Below are 21,020 nucleotides of genomic sequence, written 5' to 3' on the forward strand. Positions count from 1 at the left end.
TTATACCAAATTTGGTTAATTACTCGCAATCAAGGATATTTCTTCAGATTGGTTCGTAGTGCGGACTTTAGTCCAATACGGTTCACTTAACATATTTATGCCCCGGAGATCCCCCTCGCATCCCCCTTAAGAAGGGGGACTTTGAGGGTATTCTTGTCCCACCCCCTACTCCCCTTTTTAAGGGGGGTTAGGGGGGATCTTTCTTAAGTGAACCGTATTGGACTTTAGTCCGCGAAATGGAGCGGACTGAAGTCCGCACTACGAACTGTCACGCGCTTTATTTTAGAGTGAGATATGTCGCTAATTCTGGAAGTTCACCCGCGCGCTGCCACTCGGCTGCGCCCAGCCGTACTTTGGTGCGATCGGTAATCTTCTGCACATCTCGCAATTGCTTTTTCGTATAAGGCCCCTCGGCTTTACCGCTGCGGAATACGTACCATTGAGCCTGTTCTGGTTTGGGCTTTTTCGTTGGTGACGATCGCTTTTGAGGTGGTGAAGTTGACTTTCTGACAGGCCTCATCCGAGTATTGCCCAACTCGGCTGCAAGCTGGTTGAGTTCGACTTCAACTGGATCTGGATCGGATAAATTAGCATTGGACGATCGGCTTTTAGCTGAAGTTTTAACTGATGGCTGACCCCTAGCAATGTCTACTTCGCGACGCGAACCCCAGAAATGCCACAGCACAACCCAAACTAGCGCCACGATATATCCTAAAATCTGTTCTTCTGCTTTTAACCATTCTGAAGGTTCTCCAAACATCCGATAACCGATCGCACCAAATACGATCGCGATCAGATTGAAATAAATTAGATAGGTAGCATCATTAGCAGCTAAATGCCAACTCGTTGTATGGCGAACAAAAGATTGAATCGCTGCTGTTTGATTGTGTTTCCAACTTTTTCTAGCTTGAATGTGACTGTAACCGGGAGAGTCAGCGGGCCACCATGTCGCAGCCCAATTAAGCAAATGCGCCGACCAATGATGCCAAACTGCATATCCAACTATACCGCTCCAAAATACGCAAACAACTAACAGAAAAGTTGTCAGCGGCAGTAGCTTTATTGGCACCATTTCGGCCGTGACAATAGTTAGTAAAAAAAACGGAGTACCAGTCAGAATTGGCACAAACAGGATTTCCAATATCTTTAGCAAATAGCTATAGAAAATTCCGAGGAATTTGACCAGAATTTTGATTCGATTGGCAAAGCGAAAGTGATACAAATAAGTAGATGCGATCGCGCTTCCTAGAATTAAAGCAACCAGCGCGCCCGAAGAATTTCCCATCGGCACCATGAAAAGGGCGATCGCCGGAATTCCCATAACAATAGCAGCAGGCAGCGTAGCAAATGCGATAATGCCTTCCCTCCAGTGCAGCCAAGCCGATACTGTTGCTGTCGGCGAGTGACTGTGGCGGCGGATTTCCACCCACTCAGCAAATTTACTTAAGCCCCAATGGTAGAAAGCAAATAACGGTATCTGACACAACCAAGCAAAGGCGATCGCACCTTCAAAATCAGAATTGCTGATGCTGCGCCAGTACGCTGTGTTAAATCTGTAGTAGTAGTAATAATATCTAGGCAGCAGCACCCAAATAATCAGCCAAAAGCCAATGCTTAAGGCAAACCCTTTTGCCCATGATGCAGGATAGGGAAGAAACTTGGGCCAGTTATTCATGATGGCGACAATGGGAACGGATTTCAATATTGTCCCACTACACTTGACCTGCGGCAATTGATTTATAGTCTTTCTGTGCTCTGGTATGAGGTACTATCCGGGATTGGGCATTGGCCAAACAGGGCATTGGGCGGAGCGAAGCGGAGGGATTGGCCAAACAGGGCATAGGGCATACCTCACCACGCGATCGAACTGCTATAGCGTTAAATCTTCCCACCGCTAGGGTTGTGTCGGGAAACATTAGTTTTTTTCCATTCAGTCAAAAACAATCTCAAAGTTATCTGTGTTTATCTGCAATTATCTGCGGTTTTAGCATCAAGACAATCGATATTAAATTTGTATTGCATAAGTCCTCGATTAATACATCAAGCGCCGATTAAAGGCAGATTGACCCCGATCGACGCAAATAATTTTAGATAATTTGTGAGTGAAAAAGGTGTATTGCAAATTAGGCAATTAGGAGCTTGCAAGTACGGTTTGTCTAAAATCTTCGCGATATTAGTTGACCTGATGAAATACTTGGGTCATTTTTTGATTGACAAATAGCAATGTTTATAGTATGTAAGCGATAAAATGGTGCTAAATTAATTTAGCTCCGGCAACGACCGCGCCGGAAACAAAAGGTTACAATCAAACATACATTCTATTTCGATAACAATACTGTTTATAGCTTGAACTCTCAGTGTCCTACAACAACACCTCAACTCAATTTCAATTTGATTCAATCGACAGCGCCCTCGCAGACATGAAAGCAGGCCGGATGGTGGTAGTAGTCGATGACGAAAATCGCGAAAACGAAGGCGACGTGATTTGTGCCGCCCAATTCGCCACTCCCGACAATATCAATTTTATGGCAGTGAACGCCCGGGGTTTGATTTGTCTGGCCTTGAGCGGCGACAGGCTCGATCGCCTGGAACTGCCCCTGATGGTCAGCAAAAACACGGACAACAATCAAACAGCCTTCACTGTCAGCATCGATGCAGTTAACGGCGTCAGTACCGGCATCTCCGCCGAAGACCGCGCCCGCACCATCCAAGTTGCGATTCACCCGGACACTAAACCTCAAGACTTGCGCCGTCCCGGTCACATTTTCCCGCTGCGGGCGATCGACGGTGGCGTTCTCAAACGCGCCGGCCACACCGAGGCCTCGGTTGACCTCGCCAGACTCGCGGGCCTCTATCCCAGCGGCGTCATCTGCGAAATTCAAAACCCCGACGGTTCGATGGCGAGGTTGCCGGAATTAATCGAGTACGCTAAAACCTACAACCTCAAAATCATCAGCATTGCTGACTTAATTAGCTACCGACTCAAGTACGATCGGTTTGTCCGCCGCGAAACAGTCGCCAAATTGCCCACAGAATTCGGCAATTTCATGATTTATGCCTACCGCGACACTCAAGACGATTCAGAACACGTTGCTATTGTCAAGGGCGACCCCGCAGAATTTAAGGACAAACCCGTGATGGTGCGAGTGCATTCGGAATGTCTGACCGGCGATGCTTTGGGTTCACTGCGCTGCGACTGTCGGATGCAGCTACAAGCAGCGCTGAAAATGATCGAAAATGTTGGTTCTGGTGTCGTAGTTTACTTGCGCCAAGAAGGTAGGGGCATTGGATTGGTCAATAAACTAAAAGCTTACTCGCTGCAAGATTTGGGATACGATACCGTAGAAGCTAACGAGCGGTTGGGCTTTCCTGCCGATCTTCGCAACTACGGCATTGGAGCGCAAATGCTCAACGATTTGGGGGTGAAAAAAATTCGATTGATTACCAACAACCCTCGCAAAATTGCTGGTTTGAAAGGTTACGGCATAGAAGTAGCCGATCGCGTCCCGTTACTGATAGAAGCCACAGATTACAACTCGATTTATTTGGCAACAAAAGCCGAAAAACTCGGTCATATGCTGCTGCAAACTTATTTAGTAACAGTGGCGATTCAGTGGAACGAAGCGAAGGAAGAAGGAAGAGGTTCGAGGGAAGAAGGAAGAAGGAAGAAGGAAGAAGGAAGAGGTTCGAGGGAAGATGGAAAAGAGGAAGATTCTGCCATCCAAAATCGGTACGGACACTTGGAAAAACTACGGGAATTGGCGGCCAGCCAAGATTTGGTGCTGAAAGAAGAAGCGCGGCCGGTGGGCGTAGCTTTGTTTGGAGAAGGCTCTCTGATCGTTCACCTCGGCTTCGATCAAGCCGGACTCGCAGCCCCGGACTGGTACAAAGACCAAAACCATCCTTATGTCAAGGCGATCGGGCAAATTCTTCAATCCATCAGCAAAGATCCCAATTTGCAAACATTAGAATTCCTGGTTTCCTCCGGTGGAGACCCGCTCAAAACCCTGCAAGTAGGGATCGATCGAGAAACCTTCCCCCTAGCACAAGTCGCGTCCGCCTGCGCCAAGCTTCAACCCCAAACAATTTATAGTTTTTCGGCTATTCCCGATTCAGGCCTGGGAATGTCAAGCTAGGTTCAGCATTTAAAGAGAGCGAATTTGAGATGGACATGAACGTTGGTGACTTTCTGCACCGGCTCGACCTCCGGGGACAAGCGCTTAAAGGCACCAACCTTAGCGGTGCGGAATTCCGAGGAGCCAACCTTAGAGGCACTGACCTCCGAGAAACCAACCTCAAAGGCGCTATTCTCAGGTATGCAGACCTGATCGAAGCAGATATGACCGGCGCAAATCTCAGTGGGGCCGATTTAACTGAGTCACTGCTCAATGTAGCCAACCTCACCAAAGCCGATTTGACCGGTGCTGTCCTCCGAGAAGCTACTCTGGTAGGAGCCGAACTCCATCAAGCCAACCTCAAAGGCGCAAGTTTGATCAAGGCCAATTTAGTTGGAGCAAATCTCCTCCAAGCCAACTTAACCAGAACCAACCTCAGCGGAGCCGATTTGCGCGGTGCTCAGATGACCGGCGCGATTTTAGACAAAGCCGTATACAACAACCGGACAATTTTTCCTGACGATATCAATCCAGCCGCAATGGGAGCATTTTTGCTGGCTCCCAATGCGTCGCTCCCAGGATTAAATCTGATTATGGTAGATTTGACTGAAGCGGATTTAAAGGGAGCCGATTTGCGGCGGACAAACTTATACAAAGCTATTTTATTTGGAGCAAAGCTTGATCGGGCAAACTTAGCAGGAGCCAACCTCAGCGGAGCAGATTTGAGGGAAGCCAGTTTGATCTCTACCATTTTAGAAAAAGCTGTTTACAGCAACCAAACATTGTTTTCAGAAGGAATTGACCTCCGTCTCGGCGGAGCTTATTTAATTGCTCCCAATGTATCGCTGCAAGGGGTAAACTTAACCGGAGCCGACTTAAACGGATCGGATTTAAGCGGAGCTAATTTGAGCAATTCTAACTTAAGTTCGGTCAATCTCAAAAATACAGACCTCAGCAGAGCCAGCTTAAAAAAAGCTTACCTCAAAGGTGCCAACTTGGAGGGAACAGATTTAAGAGGAGCCGATTTAAGCAGCGCCATTTTGCACCAAGTAAACTTGAGTTCTGCAGACCTCCGGGGTGTAGACTTAACAAGGGCAGACCTCAGCGGCGCTAATTTAAGCGACGCCGATTTGAGGGGGACAGATTTCACCGGAGCTACTTTGCTGTTCGCTAATTTGAGCGGGGCAGACTTGAGAGGTGTAGACTTAACAAAAGCCGACCTCAGCGGCGCTAAGTTAAACGAAGCAGACCTCAGAAAAGCAGATTTGATGAGAGTAAATTTGGAGGGAGCAGATTTAACTGAGGTAGACTTGAGCGACGCTCATTTATTCCGAGTTAATCTCAGAGGTGCTAACCTGAAAGGTGCTAACCTCAAAGGTGCACATTTGAAGGGCGTATCTTTGACCGACGCTTATTTGAGCGAAACAGATTTGACCGATGTAGAGCTGAGTCCGAGTTGTTTTGAACCGTCATTAGAATCGGAATGGTAATTAGTCAGCAGTCAGTAGTCAGTAGTCATTAGTCAGTAGTCATTAGTTGTTAGTTGTTAGTTGTTAGTTGTTAGTCATTGGTCATTAGTTAGGAATGAAAATTTAATAACTTAATTGCTCGTATTGCTCGTTACCAGGCTCTGCCTGGTAATGCAGGTGCGGAGGCTCTGCCTCCTTCTATCTCGCGGCTTCGGGAGGACTGTAGGAGGTGCTTAAGTTATTAAGTTTTCGCTCCTTAGCCTTAGCAGTTAACAACTAATAGCTGTAAATTCAAAAAGGCGGACAAAAAACATCATGTAACACTTAACCAGTAATTATTGTAAGACAAAAACTGCCGCCAAATAACATCAGCTAATAACCAATAACCAATAACCAATAACCAATAAACAATAACCAATAACTAATAACTAATAACTAATAACTAATAACTAATGACTAATGACAAACCGTTAGGCTCTGTGATTCAAGGTTCCCTCAGTAAGGGATTAGAAGTGCGACTGCACGCTGATGTTTCGGTGGAAGATATGAGGGTGGGGAAATTTTTAGTAGTGCGGGGGGTGCGATCGCACTTTTTCTGTATGCTAACTGACGTGTCTCTGGGAACATCCAGCGGACGCATTTTATCCAACCCTCCTAACCCCAACGACGATTTTTTGATCGCAGTGCTCGCAGGTAGCAGCACCTACGGTACGATCGAGCTTTCGCCGATGTTAATGCTGAGTGCAGAAAAAGAAAAATCTCAAGCAATCTTCGATCCCAAAAGCAAGGGATTCCCTGAAAAGGCGGCGGCGTTAGGCAATTTGGGTTCTTTTGAGGCGCAAAGCGGGGCAGATATGGAACTGCTGCCGGTCAAAACTATTCCCAGCCACTTTTCCCAGGTGTTTGATGCCAAAGAAAGCGATTTTAGAGCGGTTTTTGGCTGGGAAGATGACCCGTACCGCCGCAATTTTGCGATCGGCAAACCGATTGACATGGACGTTCCTGTGTGCTTGGATTTAGACCGATTTGTGGAACGCAGCAACGGAGTTTTTGGGAAGTCGGGAACGGGTAAATCTTTTCTGACGCGCTTGGTTTTGTCGGGAATTATTCGCAAGCAAGCTGCTGTCAATCTAATTTTTGATATGCACTCGGAGTACGGGTGGGAAGCGGTTTCCGAAGGAAAACAATTTAGCACTGTTAAAGGTTTGCGGCAGTTGTTTCCCGATAAAATTCAGATTTATACGCTAGATCCAGAATCTACAAAACGTCGGGGAGTTCGTGACGCTCAAGAGTTGTTTTTGAGTTTCGATCAAATTGAAGTGGAAGATATCTCGCTGGTGCAGCGGGAGTTAAATTTGTCGGAAGCTAGTATCGAAAATGCAATTATTTTGCGTAACGAATTGGGAAGCGGCTGGATAAATAAGTTGTTGGACATGACGAATGAAGACATCCAAATGTTTTGCGAAGAAAAGCGGGGAAATAAATCTTCGATTATGGCTTTGCAGCGCAAATTAGAACGTTTAAATGATTTGAAATACATTCGCCAACGCTGTCCTAAAAATTATGTAACTGAAGTTTTGCAGTGTTTGGATAGTGGGAAAAATGTAGTAATTGAGTTTGGTTCGCACTCGGATTTGCTGTCGTATATGTTGGCGGCAAATGTGATTACTCGCCGCATTCACGCATCTTACGTGAAGAAAGCAGAGAAGTTTTTGCAGAGTAAGAATCCGTGCGATCGCCCGCAGCCGTTGGTGATTACTATTGAGGAGGCTCACCGCTTTCTCGATCCGGCGATCGTGCGATCGACTATTTTCGGTACGATCGCCCGCGAAATGCGAAAATACTTCGTCACCCTGCTAATTGTAGACCAGCGTCCCTCCGGTATCGACGGCGAGGTGATGTCGCAAGTCGGCACCCGGATCACAGCTTTGCTAAACGACGATAAAGACATCGATGCTATCTTTACCGGCGTTTCAGGAGGCCAAAGTTTGCGATCGGTTTTGTCGAAACTAGACTCGAAACAGCAAGCATTAGTTTTGGGGCACGCCGTACCCATGCCCGTAGTCGTGCAGACTCGTCCTTACGACGAGCAATTCTACAGGGAAATCGGGGATATTGACTGGCAAGAAATGCCGGACGAACAGGTGTTTGCAGAGGCGGAATCTGCTAAAATGGATCTGGGATTTTAGGTTGACAACTCCTAGATTAATTGGAGGAATTACGTAACTTTTAGTGTAAATTAATCCCAATCGCTAAAAATTGGCTCCCGCTAATCATGAAGGAAATAGCTAGTTTTTGCCTGAATTATAAATCCATAGGCTTGGTATAAGAGATTCCAACAGGGAAAATCCCTGAACAAAAGACATTCTTATTTGCTTCGTACTTCGCAATGACAATCTTAATCCAAGCCTATTGAATTATCAATGAGAAAGTGTGGCGATCGACAGTTCAATAACATTAGCCCTCATCTAGGAAGCCCGTATCTACACCCCTCCTATCCTCGCTCCTCAATTTCCACAATTTAAGATAGATAAAATTTAGGCATTTAAACGCAAGTTCTAAGGATTTGAATATTTTTTAGCAGCTAGGATTAGGAAAGAGCGATCGTCTCTAACTTTACGAAAACCCCAAATCAGAGTTTAAGTTATATTAGTGGCTTGTGACATTCTCGGCTGTCACAATCGATTGTCAGGGAATTTTGCAACATTCCATATATTTTTTGATACAATATAGGGTGGCTTTGCGGCGCGATCGCAAGTTTGAAAGTAGCAAATATTCAAATTCCAGTCTGTTGAATTCCCAGTATAAACAAACACAACTATAACGAGCAGGATCAGTGAATGTACGGTTTAGTTAACAAAGCGATCGAAGAAATGGTTTGCTCTCGCTTCGGAGAAGAGACTTGGGAAACCATCAAAGAGAAAGCAGATGTAGACATTGACTTTTTCATGACAATGGAAGCTTATCCAGACGATCTGACTCACCGACTCGTACACTCCGCAAGCGAAGTGCTAGGAATGAGCCCAGACGAGGTTTTACAGGCTTTCGGGGAATATTGGGTAATCTATACCGCTTCCGAAGGCTACGCCCAAATCCTCGATCTCGCGGGAGATAACCTGCGGGAGTTTCTGGGCAACCTCGACAATCTCCACGCCCGCGTCGGGTTGAATTTTCCCCAGCTTCAACCGCCTTCGTTTCGGTGTACTGACAACTCCGAAAATAGTATGGAACTTCACTATTACTCTCACCGGCAAGGGTTGGCACCAATGGTGAAGGGGCTGTTGAAAGGCTTGGCGTGCCGATTCCAAACAGAGGTAGAAATTGAGCAAACAAGCGATCGCACTCAGGGTGCAGATAGCGACGTGTTCTCCATCCACTACAAATCTAACTGAAGCTATAGCCTCGATCGCAAGCATGAGATATTCATGAATTAATTAACAATTGCTCAATTCCCCAATCCCCCAATCCTCCAATTCCCCAATCTAAAATCTCCACTCATACCTCATCTTTTCCTCGAAGAGCTATAGCAGTTTTCACAAAAATGAGGTATTGACAGATAGAGCCCTCAATCCCTCAATCCCCCAATCCCCCAATCTAAAATCTCCAATCTTACCTCATCTTTCCCTCGAAAAGCTATATTATGGTTCCCCCTGCATTCAGTTCTCCTCCTTTGATATTTGCAAAGGCTTTTCCATTTCATTTAGTATTTCGGAAACGGGAGACTGAAATTATCCATTTGGGAGATGTTTTAGCTAGGATTTGCCCGGAATTATCTTTAGGAAGTTCCCTGAAGGAACACTTTCGGATCGAACGCCCCAAGATTCCCGTAGAATTTGACGTGATTCGAGAAAAGTGTGAGTCGATGTTTCTGATCGAATACCTGCACAGCAAAATCTTACTCAAAGGGCAGATGGTGCCGGCGGAAAATCCAGAAATTATCTTTTTCCTCGGTTCTCCTTGGATCGAAGACTTAGCGGATCTAACCCCGCTGGGGCTGACAATTAACGATTTTGCTCTTCACGATCGGGTAGTGGATTTGCTTTTATTGTTGCAAGGAAAGAAAACTGCCTTAGCGGATGCTAAAAAACTCACTGATAAATTAACTAAACAGCGAGCTCAATTGCGATCGGCATTACAGGAAGCAGAACAGGCGGCGAATGCTATGGCTCAAACTCAACAACTCAAAAAAACTCTCCAAGAATTGCAGCAAACCCAAGCGCAACTGATCCAAAGCGCTAAAATGTCTAGCTTGGGTGAACTTGTGGCTGGTGTAGCTCATGAAATTAACAATCCCATCAACTTTATTGTCGGTAATCTCGACTACGCTAGCGATCGCATTCAAGAATTGTTGCAACTGATCAAGCTGTATCAAAAATACAATCCCAATCCTGCACCGGAAATTGAAGCTTATGCAGATGAAATTGAATTGGATTTTTTAGATGAAGACTTGCCTAAGCTTTGTTCTTCCATGCGGGTGGGTGGTGACAGAATTCATAATATCGTGCTGTCGCTGCGTAATTTTTCTCGCCTAGACGAAGCGGAAATGAAGTTTGTCGATATTCACGAAGGGCTAGATAGTACCCTGCTAATACTGCAACATCGCCTCAAGGCAAATAATGGCCGCTCGGAAATTGAAGTGATTAAAGAATATGGCCCTCTGCCACTTATAGAATGTTATCCAGGACAGCTCAATCAGGTGTTTGTCAATCTACTTGGCAATGCGGTAGATGCTTTAGAAAGCCAGAAGCAGGAGGGCCCTCAGATTCGGATTCGCACGGAACTTTTGCCGGCGGACGATCGCGCCAGAGTGTTAATTTCCGATAACGGGCCGGGATTTAGTAAAGAAGTTGGCGATCGAATGTTTGACCCCTTTTTTACCACAAAACCTGTAGGTCAGGGTACAGGCTTGGGGCTCTCGATCAGTTACCAGATTATTGTTTTGAAACATCAGGGGTTGATTCGCCCTGTTGGTGTACCGGGAGAGGGAGCGGAGTTTTGCATTGAAATTCCCTTGAAGCAAAAAAATAGGGCTGGTGGGATCCAAGCCAGCTTTTAAGCTGCGATCGCCCTCAAGAATTATGTGCCTATGAGGGGGAGAGGGGGAGAGGGGGAGAGGGGGAGATTGGGAGAGGGGGAGAGGGGGAGATTGGGAGAGAGGGAGATTGGGAGAGGGGAATATGGCATTGAAATTTACAATTTAAATGCCCAACAGCCACTTTTTCTAGTCGGAGTCATGTCACACATCTTACTCGCTCACAGCATAATTTGCATATCATGCTTTATAATAAATGTCAAGAAATATTTTAAATGGTAAGTGCAGCGAATACGGCGATCGGGTTCGGTTATCTCGCATCCCAGCATCTAGGCAGGGAGAAAAATTCAAGCGATGATAGAACAGAGAGCAAAAAAAGCCCTCGAATTGCATGAGTCTGTTTGTATGAGTAGGTTTGCATGAGTATTGTGAAGTTGAGTTGCAGTTAAAACTAGCAAGGAATTGAAAACCTTAAGGAAAAATGTAGAATCTTGACCTTAAGACAGAGGTTTTTACCCTTTACGACTCTCAAAATTTGGAATAATATTGAGTAAAGTAAACTTAAATTCACTTCGCCGGAACAAGCTGTTAAAGCTAGCAATTTACGGAAAATCGACGGGGATTACTAGACAATCAAGCACAAAATTAATCCCAAACAACAAGCTTCTACCGATCGTCACCGATAAACAGGAGGGGGTAATATCCCCTCTGTAGCAGTCTCGATCCCACTTACAAGAGTGGGACAGGGTATCACCAACTTTTTATCTGTTGTTACAAGGAGTGCAAAACTCACCCATGTCCACTACAACCCCTAAAACCAAAACAGTGAAAGCCGATCGCACAAGCAGTCGGCCATACTCCTCAACGGATACGGTTCGTACCTATCTGCACGAGATCGGTCGAGTACCCCTGCTAACCCGAGAAGAAGAGATTATTTTCGGCAAGCAGGTACAGCAAATGATGAAATTAATCGAAGCCAAACAAGCACTGGCTAAAGAATGGCAGCGGGAACTCACTCAGCAAGAGTGGGCTGCCGAAATTGAGTTGACAGAAGCTGAACTGAACAGGATCTTGCAGTCGGGGCGGCGCGCCAAGCAAAAGATGATTGAAGCGAATTTGCGCTTAGTAGTGGCGATCGCCAAAAAATACCAGAAACGTAACATGGAATTCTTGGATTTAATTCAAGAAGGCACCCTCGGTTTAGAACGAGGAGTAGAAAAATTTGACCCGATGCGGGGATACAAATTTTCTACCTACGCCTACTGGTGGATTCGCCAAGCAATCACCCGCGCGATCGCCCAACACGCCCGCACCATTCGATTACCAATTCACATCACCGAAAAACTCAACAAAATTAAAAAAGTGCAGCGGGAACTCACCCAGCAGTTGGGTCGTTCTCCTTCCCCTGCAGAAATTGCCTCCGCCTTGGAACTGCACCCTTCCCAAATTCGGGAATACCTGCTGATGGCAAGACATCCAGTCTCTTTGGACTTGCGGGTTGGAGACAACCAAGATACAGAACTGCAAGAACTATTAGAAGACGAAACTGCATCTCCAGACAACTACATTACCTCGGAATTGCTGCGGCAAGACCTGAATACATTGATCTCAGAACTTACCCCGCAGCAGCGAGATGTGATCGTTCTGCGCTTCGGTTTGGAAGACGGCACCGAAATGTCGCTGGCAAAAGTGGGAGAACGGCTCAATCTCAGCCGGGAACGGGTGCGGCAGCTAGAACATCAAGCCCTCGCCCACCTGCGGCGGCGCCAATCTCAAGTCAGAGAATATTTGGCTAGTTAGTGACTTAAAGAGTTGAGAATTTTACCAAAATCTCAACTCTTTTTTCGTATTGGTGCTGCTGGTAATGATGTTTTTATTTGAAAGGTCGATCGCCCGATCGGGCGATCGCAAACAAAATTTATTAAAACTAATTTTAGATGAGAGTTCAGGAACCGGGCGGGCGATCGAGACTTCAAGTTAATAGCCCGCGTTAAGCCAAATACCCGGTTTCTATACCAGCTTTTGAAACTGTTACAAGACTTGCTTCGAGGCAGCTAAGTAGTAAGACACAATTAATTACACAAAACTCTGGGCTACAAGCCTTGCCTAGTAAAGAATCAGCAAAAAATCAGTGTGTAATTAATTCTGTCCAATTACTTATTTAAAAATTTGGGGCTAGCCAGTGGTTTTAACTTATTTTATATTAACAAGCGGTGTACAAGGTCTGGCGATCGCCCTGGCCCTCTCGCCCGGTAACTTCAGCATCGGATTCGCCCTGCGCGAATTCCGACACTGGGAAATCAAATCCGGCGTTTCCATCTCGCAATCCCCCGCCAATCCCCACCCAGATACAGCATTCACAGGTTTAGCAGACGGTGTTTACCTCTACGGCCAGTCCAACAAGCCAGATGAAATTAAAAAAGAATATTTTGTCTTTGAAATGAGACAGAGTAAAGTAATTGGGGCTTTTTACCTGCCTCAGTCTGATTTTTACTGTTTTTACGGCAATGTAGACCGAACTCGGTTAAATTTAACAGTAGTGGACAGTTACGACGGCACTAGCTCTCCCTACTCCGTCAACCTGCAACATTATCAGCAACTTTCCGCCCCTAGCGACAACGACCGGCGAATTTTGGGTATTTGCAAGAAAGCTCACAAACAGCAAGTGTGGGGAAAATAATACTATTTTTCTAAAGATTTGGATCGCGGTATCGATTTGTTGCATTGTTTGAGGAAGTGCTATTAAAACTAGAACGAAGCACCAATCTGCCTGCAGCAAAAACAATCTCGAAACCCAGTTTATTCCTAAATGCTTCGCGATCGAACCTGTTATTTTTGTCAGAAATCAGGCTTATTTAACGAATCCAAGCGCAATTTTTTTGCTCCATTGACTACAGCGAAGCGAAATAAGGCGCATTTTTTGAAGGCCAGAACCTAAACCCAACCTTTTTTCTGAGAATATTTTCCCGTTTGGCTAAGATATTGTTTCGCGACAAACCAGGCTCGATCGCCATGCCGGAAGTCAGCGGATGTTAGCTGTATACTGCTTAAGAAGGCATTGCTAGGGTGCGTCAGACAAAAAACAGGAAATACCGGAGAAAATGTAGGCGTCTGACGCACAGTCAAACTACAACACTCTTGGACGGCAGACTGCACCGCGCCATCCGTCAGGGTTCAGGAAACAGCAAGAAAATTGCTCCCGAACCCTGAATTTTAGACAGACACCACACACTCGGCAAGATGAAACTGCGTCGAAAAACACTATCAATAGTTGGCATTACCATCGCTGGGCTGACTAGCATTCTATATGCCGCCTCCTCAAGCATCCTTTTGAGCAGCCTTGTCAAAGCAGAAGAACAAGAAGCCACACAAGTTGTCAAGGGAGCGCTCAACGTGTTCGGCCAAACCGCCGATGATTTCAACTTGCGCTTTGCCGACTGGTCAGCCTGGGACGACAACTACGCTTTCATCCAAAACGGTAACAAAGAATTTATCGCCTCCAATTTGATTCCCGAAGGACTGGCTAATGTGAGAGTTAATATAGCCCTATTTGTCAATACTTCGGGCAAAATAGTTTACGGTACGGGTTTCGACAGCCAAAAGGTGAAACTAACCCCTGTTCCAGAAGCATTAAAAAAGCGCATTTCTCTCAGCGACCCGCTGTTGCAGCACCCCAACATCAAAAGCAGCCTCACTGGTATTCTGCTGCTACCGTCAGGGCCGATACTGATTGCTTCCCGACCAATTGTCACTACAAAAAACACTGGCCCGATTCGAGGCACGCTGATATTCGGGCGCAATTTGGATGCTGCGGCAATTGCCAGGATTTCTAAAATTACTCGCTTGCCTCTGATTGTACGCACCGTTAATGAGGCTCAGTTACCTGCTGACTTTGTGGAAGCGCGGGAGAAACTGTCGGGGAAAAAACCGATTTTGGTGCGCCGTGTCAGCGAAGATTTGATGGCAGGTTACGCCCTGATCCGGGATATTTACGATCGACCCGCACTGCTGCTGCGAGTTGATATACCCAGAGAAATCTACCGCCAAGGTCAAATTAGTTTGTTGTACCTGCTGGTGTCTGTAACGTTAGCGGGCATTGGGTTTGTCGGCTGCACTCTGCTGTTGCTAGAGTATCTGGTGCTGTCTCGGTTGAGCGGTTTGGCTTCATCAGTGAACCGTGTCAGCAGCAGCCAAGACCTCTCGATGCGGCTGCAGGTGACGGGCGAAGACGAGTTGTCCGACCTTGCCCATACTATCAATGGAATGCTCGGGGCGATCGCCAGTGCCGAAAACGAACAACTAGAAGAAAAAGCCCGCTACCGAGCCGTAGTCGAGCAAGCTACAGATTGTATTTTCCTGTGGGACGCTCAAACCAAACGGCTTTTAGAAGCCAATACAGCATTTAGAAACTTGCTCGATTACAGCCTGGAAGCAATATCGCAACTGACTATTTACGATATCACCGCCTACTCCCAAGATTTAATTGACAGCAATATCGAGTCCCTGCTGACCGACAAAAAATTCAAAATGGGCGAAGTTCTCTACCAGCGCCGAGACGGTTCCTGCGTGGACGTAGAAGTCAGCGCCAGCGTGATTTCCTACGGAGGCCGCGAGATTATTTGCACTGTTGTCCGCGACATTACCGAGCGCAAACAAGCCGAAGCCGAACTGCGAGCCTCCGAAGAACGCTACAAACTTTTGTTTAGATACAACCCCCATCCCATGTGGGTTTACGACTTAGAAACCCTCGAATTTATAGCCGTCAATCAAGCAGCTATCCACCACTACGGCTACACTCGCGAAGAATTTCTCGACATGACCGTTGCCGACATTTATCCTCCCCAAGAACTGCCAAGATTGCTACAAAATATATCCCAAGTAGATGCCGATATTGACTTTACCAGCCTGTGGCAGCACCAGAAAAAAGACGGCACAATTATTGACGTAGAAATTACTTCTTATGCCTTGATATTTGATAGCAAAAATGCTGAATTAGTCATGGCTCACGACGTGACCGACCGCTTGCAAGCCGAGGCAGAACTGTACAAGGCAAAGGAAGCAGCAGAAGCAGCTAATTTGGCGAAAAGTCAGTTTTTAGCTAACATGAGCCACGAACTGCGAACTCCTCTAAATGCAATTATCGGTTACAGCGAAATTTTGCAAGAAGATGCTTTAGATTTGGGCGAAGAAAATTTTATTTCTGATTTAACAAGAATTCATAATGCAGGCAATCATTTACTGGGATTGATTAATGATATTCTGGATTTATCGAAAATAGAAGCCGGTCACGCGGAACTTGAATTGACAACTTTTGACCTGTTCGACGCAGTTCAAGATATCGCCAAAACTGTTCAACCGCTATTTTTACGAAACACCAATCGTTTGAATATTGAGTGCCCTAATGATATTGGCGAATTGCAATCCGATAAAATTAAATTTACTCAAATTTTGTTTAACTTGCTCAGCAACGCCGCTAAGTTTACCGAAAAAGGGACAATTACACTCAGCGTGGAAAAAATTAAAAATGATGAGAATAGTTGGGATGCTGAACGGTTTATTTTTAAGTGTACGGATACGGGAATTGGGATAACTCCCGAACAGCTACAAAAGTTATTTCAACCTTTTACACAAGCTGATGCTTCGACTACTCGCAAGTACGGAGGTACGGGTTTGGGTTTGGCAATAGCACAGAAATACTCTGAGATATTGGGGGGAGAAATTACGGTGAATAGCGAGTTTGGCAAGGGTTCAACTTTTACTCTCATGTTGCCGGCATAGGATATATTTGATATTTGATATGAATTCCGGTTGACTGTTGACTGTTGACGGTTGACTGTTGACGGTTGACTGTTGACGGTTGACGGTTGACTGTTGACGGTTGACTGTTGACTAGAGGGCGAAAAACTAAATGGTTGAGTGTTCTTTTGTTGCGGACACTAAGGAATAAAAATTTAATAATACCATTTTTCTAAAATCGTGCAACACTCTTCGACCCCCCCTAGCCCCCCCCTTGCAAAGGGGGGGGACAAGAACACTGTTGCATTCTTTTTTAAAATTGGTATAACTTAAGCGATTGCTCGTTACCAGGCTCTGCCTGGTAATGCAGGTGCGGAGGCTCTGCCTCCTTTGAGGAAGGCAACTTACAGGAGAGAGGACTGTAGGAGTTGTTTAAGTTATTAAGTTTTCGATCCTAAGACGCACTACGAACCATATTAATATTCAATACCTGCTTGAGCTTTAATCCCTTGTTCCCGAAATGGATGCTTGATTAAAGTCATTTCAGTAACCAAATCTGCCCGTTCAATTAATTCTGGGGGCGCGCCTCTACCTGTTAAAATAACATGAGTTTCTTCTGGTTTTTGTTCTAAACCGGATAGAACTTGCTCTACTTGCAAATAACCCAGTTTTAATGCTATATTAACTTCATCTAGCAGCACTAATTTAAACTCAGGATTGCAGATAAAAGTTAAGGCTTTTTCCCAGGCTTTTTGAGCTGTTTCGATATCTCTGTCTCTGTCTTGCGTGTCCCAGGTAAAACCTTCACCCATTGCATGAAATTCTAGCTGTTTTTCCCACATTTCAAAAACGGCTTTTTCTGCAGGTTCCCAAGCTCCTTTGATAAATTGTACTATGGCGACGCGGTATCCGTGACCGAGCGATCGCACAACCATGCCCAAAGCAGCCGTAGTTTTGCCTTTACCGTTGCCGGTATTGACAATTATCAAACCTTTGTCTTTAGAAGCGTTGGCAATTCGCTGCGCCTGCACTTCTTGGCGGCGCTGCATTTTCTGTTTGTGCTGTTCGGCTGTTAAACCAGTGGTTGTAGTTGTTTCTGTATTGGTTGCCATGAAATTTCTTTTTTAACCGCAGATTAACGCAAATAAACGCTGATAGATGCAGGATGTGTAGTTACGCCCAGACTGTTTGCAAGTTTAGCACGAAACCCGGCAAAATATCTTCTCCTGACAGCTCTGCGGGACTTTCCAAAACTTCTGTTGCTTGTCCTTGGCGGTAGATTTCTACTCGGCGGGTTTTACGGTTGATTAACCAGCCTAATTTTACTTGGTTGTTCATGTATTCTTGCATTTTGTCTTGAGTATCCTTGAGACTGTCAGTCGGGGACATTAACTCTAAGACAAAATCTGGGGCGATAGGAGGAAATTTTTGTTTTTGTTCGGGAGTCAGTGCATCCCATCTTTCTTTTTTGATCCAAGAGACATCGGGAGAACGATTTGCACCGCTGGGGAGTTTGAAACAAGTTGAAGAATCGAAACAAACTCCCAGTTTAGTTTGTCGGTTCCAAATTCCAAAATCAGTAGCTATTTCAAAATTGTAATTTCCGGTTTCTCCTCCTGTGGGTGACATGACGATTATTTCTCCTTTGGCGTTGCGTTCAAATTTGACATCGGGGTTTTCGCGACACAGTTGATAAAATTGGTCGTCGGTGATTTGGGCGATCGCATCAAAATTAATGGTAACTGCTAGCATGGTATTATCTGTTGGTAAATCGGGTGGCATCAGCCGGGAAAATCCGCCAACTAATCCGAATATTGAACAATCAGGATTTGTCTAAGATTTAATTGACTCGGAACCAGCGATAGCCGTAAGCTTGTAAGGGAATACAGGGCGATCCGTCATCGAGAGATTCGTACAGGCGATCGCCAAATAAATCAAAAAGATTGGTGTATTCGTTAGATTTGAGAGTAACCGTGCAAGGTTTGTCGGCTAGATTGTGGACGAGAAGCAATGTTCTGCCTTCCCAGTGACAGCAGTGGGCAAAAACCCAAGAACAGTCGGTTTCCAAAATTTGCCATTTTCCCCTACCGAACTCAGGACATTGCTTGCGGATGCGGATTGCACGTTCGACCCAGTTAATTAATGAGTTAGGATCGCGCTGCGCTGCGGCGACATTGACTTGTTTATAACTATATTCTCCGCTGGCGATCGCAGGTTTGGCAAGAGCATCAGTTGCAGCAGTCGAGAAGCCACCATTTGGAGCATCTGACCATTGCATCGCCGTGCGGACGCTGTTTCGACCTTCCAACGAAAGGTCATCTCCCATGCCAATTTCTTCGCCGTAGCGCAGCATTGGTGTACCGGGCAAAGTGAACAGCAAGCTATAGATTAGTTCAATCCGGCAACGGTCATTTCCCATCATCGGTGGTAAGCGACGGCGAATCCCGCGCCCGAAAATTTGCATTCTTTCATCGGGGGCGAATGCTGCAAAAATTTCCTCTCGTTCCGCTGAAGAAATTCGGTCTAGCGTCAATTCATCGTGGTGGCGCACAAAATTCAGCCACTGACAAACATCAGGAATCTCCGGTAAGATTTTTAGTCCCTCGCGCAGGGCTGTGGATTCTTGACGCGCTAGGGCTAAAAACAGATATTGGTTCAACAAAAAGTTGAACAGGACGTGCATTCTGTCGCCCTGATCAAAGTAGACGTGAATGCGATCGGGTGCCACATTTGCTTCTGCCAGCAAAACTGCATCAGCCTGACGCGATGACACAAATTCTCTCATTTCTTCCAAGAAACATCGCAGGTCATCGGGGCTTGTACCTTCGGTGTCAGTTTCTTTAATTAAAAAGGGAACAGCATCAATCCGAAATCCAGACACGCCCAGTTCTAGCCAGAAACCCATAATTTTGCAGATTTCTTCTCGTACCGCTGAATTGGTAATATTCAAATCTGGCTGTTCTTTATAGAAGTGATGCAAATAGTAAGAGTTTGCTTGTTCGTCGTACTCCCAAATACTGTCCTCGGCATCGGGAAACACCAGCATACTTGGATCGGTTTTGGGTGGATTTTTTGACCACACATAGTAATTGCGATACTTGGAATTTTCATCGCTACGCGCTGCAACAAACCAAGGATGTTGGTCGGACGTATGATTTACTACCAAATCGACTAGCACCCTAATTCCTCGTTCCCCTGCTTGGTGCATGAACTCGACAAAATCTCCCAGAGTTCCCAGTCGCGGGTCAATGTTGCAGTAATCCATCACATCGTAACCGTTGTCGCGGTTAGGCGAAGGATAAAACGGCAACAACCATAAACAAGTAATTCCCAGTCCTGATAAATAATCTAGCTTGTTGGTAAGTCCCTGAAAGTCGCCTACACCATCCCCGTTCGAGTCCAGAAAGGTTTCAACATCAAGGGAGTAGACTATTGCGTCTTTATACCAAAGGTCTTTCATAATTAGTTAGTTAGTTAAATTGAAATATTGTACCTGTGACAAAAACCAGGTTTTTCACCTAAAATTAATATCAAAATCTATATTTTTGGTTCAAAAACCCGGTTATAAGTTTATTGATAATGGTGCAAGATGTTCTATCGTGTCCGATCGACTGTAGGAAAATGCGATCGCGCGTGCGAATTTGAGTCCTTGGCATTTTACGGACTAAAGTCCGCACTACGAAGTTTTTTTGTGGTCATCGATAAGATGCGATATCGGGCAAATATTCCATCTTTTGTATGTCTTGACGGCATAGGAGTTGGTTTTTTTGCGGTCAACTACTCATCTACCCAATTGAGCAACCCAAGAGAGGTAACAGCTCCAAAAAAGTGAGCGCCAATCATATTGACGTTTGACATCGTTACAAAAATATCTAGGGAACGAATCACATTTTCTGTATTAGTTGCGAGCGCTTGTGGTTGAGCGAGCGTTTTTGCTAAAACTAGACCCACTGTTTCTTCCGAAGCGATAAACGCGATCAGTAGCCCCACTAAACTAGAATTTAATCCAATTCGTAAGGCTTGAGTAATATCTTCTTTGCTGGGATAGAACTCGATATCGCCTCCTTGTAAACGTCTGCCTAAAAGCCGATATCGAAAATCCCAAAATATCCTAAAAGCAAGCAATACAATACCAACTATCGCTAAAACTATGCCGAACCCAATACCTGGATTATTGGGTTGCTCGCTCAGGTTGCGGCTCAACATGGCAAGTATTAAAGTAATACCGGAAACTGCACCAAACAATAACTGTACCCAAAAGCTAAATCGACTGAACCAGCGAAAATTCTCGACGAATTTGCTTTGGAGAAGTGGTGGCGATACGGATACGGATTCTGATTGATTCATTATATACACCTTATTGCTGAATTGATAATTATCACAAACGAAACAAGGAAGAGGTTGTTTCGGCCGATAGTCTGGGTGCCGTGCGATCGCTCCTAGACGCATCAATGCCTTTAAACCTTAGTTTTTTACTCGATCTTCGGGTAACAACCAATGATTTTAGTGCATCAAACTCGGTTTTTCATCATCCCGAAGTGATATCATGTGCGATCGATTACCATAGCAAGAATAGTTCGTAATGCGGACGACCGTCCTCCGTTTAAGCTCGGACTAAAGTCCGCACTACGAACCAGGGCGATCGCACGCGATATGAACGACGATCTA

Annotated in this window: 13 protein-coding genes; 8 read left to right on the forward strand and 5 right to left on the reverse strand. The window is 45.4% G+C overall.

Annotated features, from left to right (window positions below; all coding sequences use genetic code 11):
* Positions 1 to 277: 277 nt before the first annotated feature.
* Positions 278 to 1,702 (reverse strand): DUF4339 domain-containing protein, encoded by a 1,425-nt coding sequence (locus QUB13_RS12260; protein ID WP_333380979.1) that lies wholly within the window; start codon positions 1,700 to 1,702, stop codon positions 278 to 280.
* A gap of 718 nt (positions 1,703 to 2,420) precedes the next feature.
* On the opposite strand from QUB13_RS12260, the gene ribBA reads away from it, so the two are divergent.
* The 8 genes from ribBA to QUB13_RS12300 all read left to right on the forward strand — a co-directional run bounded on the left by ribBA (position 2,421) and on the right by QUB13_RS12300 (position 16,394).
* Positions 2,421 to 4,136, forward strand: coding sequence for a bifunctional 3,4-dihydroxy-2-butanone-4-phosphate synthase/GTP cyclohydrolase II (ribBA, locus tag QUB13_RS12265; RefSeq protein WP_442922162.1), 1,716 nt, complete (start codon positions 2,421 to 2,423; stop codon positions 4,134 to 4,136).
* A 29-nt stretch (positions 4,137 to 4,165) separates the two neighbouring features.
* Positions 4,166 to 5,605, forward strand: a complete 1,440-nt coding sequence (locus tag QUB13_RS12270; RefSeq protein WP_333380983.1) for a pentapeptide repeat-containing protein — start codon at positions 4,166 to 4,168, stop codon at positions 5,603 to 5,605.
* A 431-nt stretch (positions 5,606 to 6,036) separates the two neighbouring features.
* Positions 6,037 to 7,773, forward strand: coding sequence for an ATP-binding protein (locus QUB13_RS12275; RefSeq protein WP_333380985.1), 1,737 nt, complete (start codon positions 6,037 to 6,039; stop codon positions 7,771 to 7,773).
* A 651-nt stretch (positions 7,774 to 8,424) separates the two neighbouring features.
* The gene (locus QUB13_RS12280) at positions 8,425 to 8,976 is read left to right on the forward strand and encodes a heme NO-binding domain-containing protein (RefSeq protein WP_333380987.1); all 552 of its coding nucleotides are present in this window, start codon (positions 8,425 to 8,427) and stop codon (positions 8,974 to 8,976) included.
* A gap of 248 nt (positions 8,977 to 9,224) precedes the next feature.
* Complete coding sequence (locus QUB13_RS12285) at positions 9,225 to 10,640, forward strand: sensor histidine kinase (protein WP_333380989.1); 1,416 nt, start codon at positions 9,225 to 9,227, stop codon at positions 10,638 to 10,640.
* Positions 10,641 to 11,411: 771 nt separating this feature from the next.
* Positions 11,412 to 12,416, forward strand: coding sequence for an RNA polymerase sigma factor, RpoD/SigA family (locus QUB13_RS12290; protein ID WP_333380991.1), 1,005 nt, complete (start codon positions 11,412 to 11,414; stop codon positions 12,414 to 12,416).
* A 382-nt stretch (positions 12,417 to 12,798) separates the two neighbouring features.
* Positions 12,799 to 13,296 (forward strand): hypothetical protein, encoded by a 498-nt coding sequence (locus QUB13_RS12295; RefSeq protein ID WP_333380993.1) that lies wholly within the window; start codon positions 12,799 to 12,801, stop codon positions 13,294 to 13,296.
* A 560-nt stretch (positions 13,297 to 13,856) separates the two neighbouring features.
* Positions 13,857 to 16,394, forward strand: coding sequence for a sensor histidine kinase (locus QUB13_RS12300; RefSeq protein WP_333380995.1), 2,538 nt, complete (start codon positions 13,857 to 13,859; stop codon positions 16,392 to 16,394).
* 434 nt (positions 16,395 to 16,828) lie between these two features.
* Here the strand turns inward: QUB13_RS12300 and cobO are convergent, their stop codons facing one another.
* The 4 genes from cobO to QUB13_RS12320 form a co-directional block, all read right to left on the reverse strand.
* Positions 16,829 to 17,464 carry a cob(I)yrinic acid a,c-diamide adenosyltransferase gene (gene cobO / locus QUB13_RS12305; protein WP_333380997.1) on the reverse strand — a complete coding sequence of 212 codons (636 nt, stop codon included), beginning with the start codon at positions 17,462 to 17,464 and terminating at the stop codon, positions 16,829 to 16,831.
* A 61-nt stretch (positions 17,465 to 17,525) separates the two neighbouring features.
* A complete protein-coding gene (locus QUB13_RS12310) occupies positions 17,526 to 18,104 on the reverse strand; it encodes a Uma2 family endonuclease (protein ID WP_333381105.1) in 579 nt (192 codons plus the stop codon).
* A gap of 88 nt (positions 18,105 to 18,192) precedes the next feature.
* Positions 18,193 to 19,812: an alpha-amylase family protein gene (locus QUB13_RS12315; protein ID WP_333380999.1), complete on the reverse strand. Its 1,620-nt coding sequence runs from the start codon at positions 19,810 to 19,812 to the stop codon at positions 18,193 to 18,195.
* 317 nt (positions 19,813 to 20,129) lie between these two features.
* Entirely contained in the window at positions 20,130 to 20,699 is a 570-nt protein-coding gene (locus tag QUB13_RS12320) for a DUF3611 family protein (RefSeq protein ID WP_333381001.1), read from the reverse strand.
* Positions 20,700 to 21,020: the final 321 nt, after the last annotated feature.

This window comes from Microcoleus sp. B4-D4 (genome assembly GCF_036705185.1).
Taxonomy (GTDB): Bacteria; Cyanobacteriota; Cyanobacteriia; order Cyanobacteriales; family Microcoleaceae; genus Microcoleus.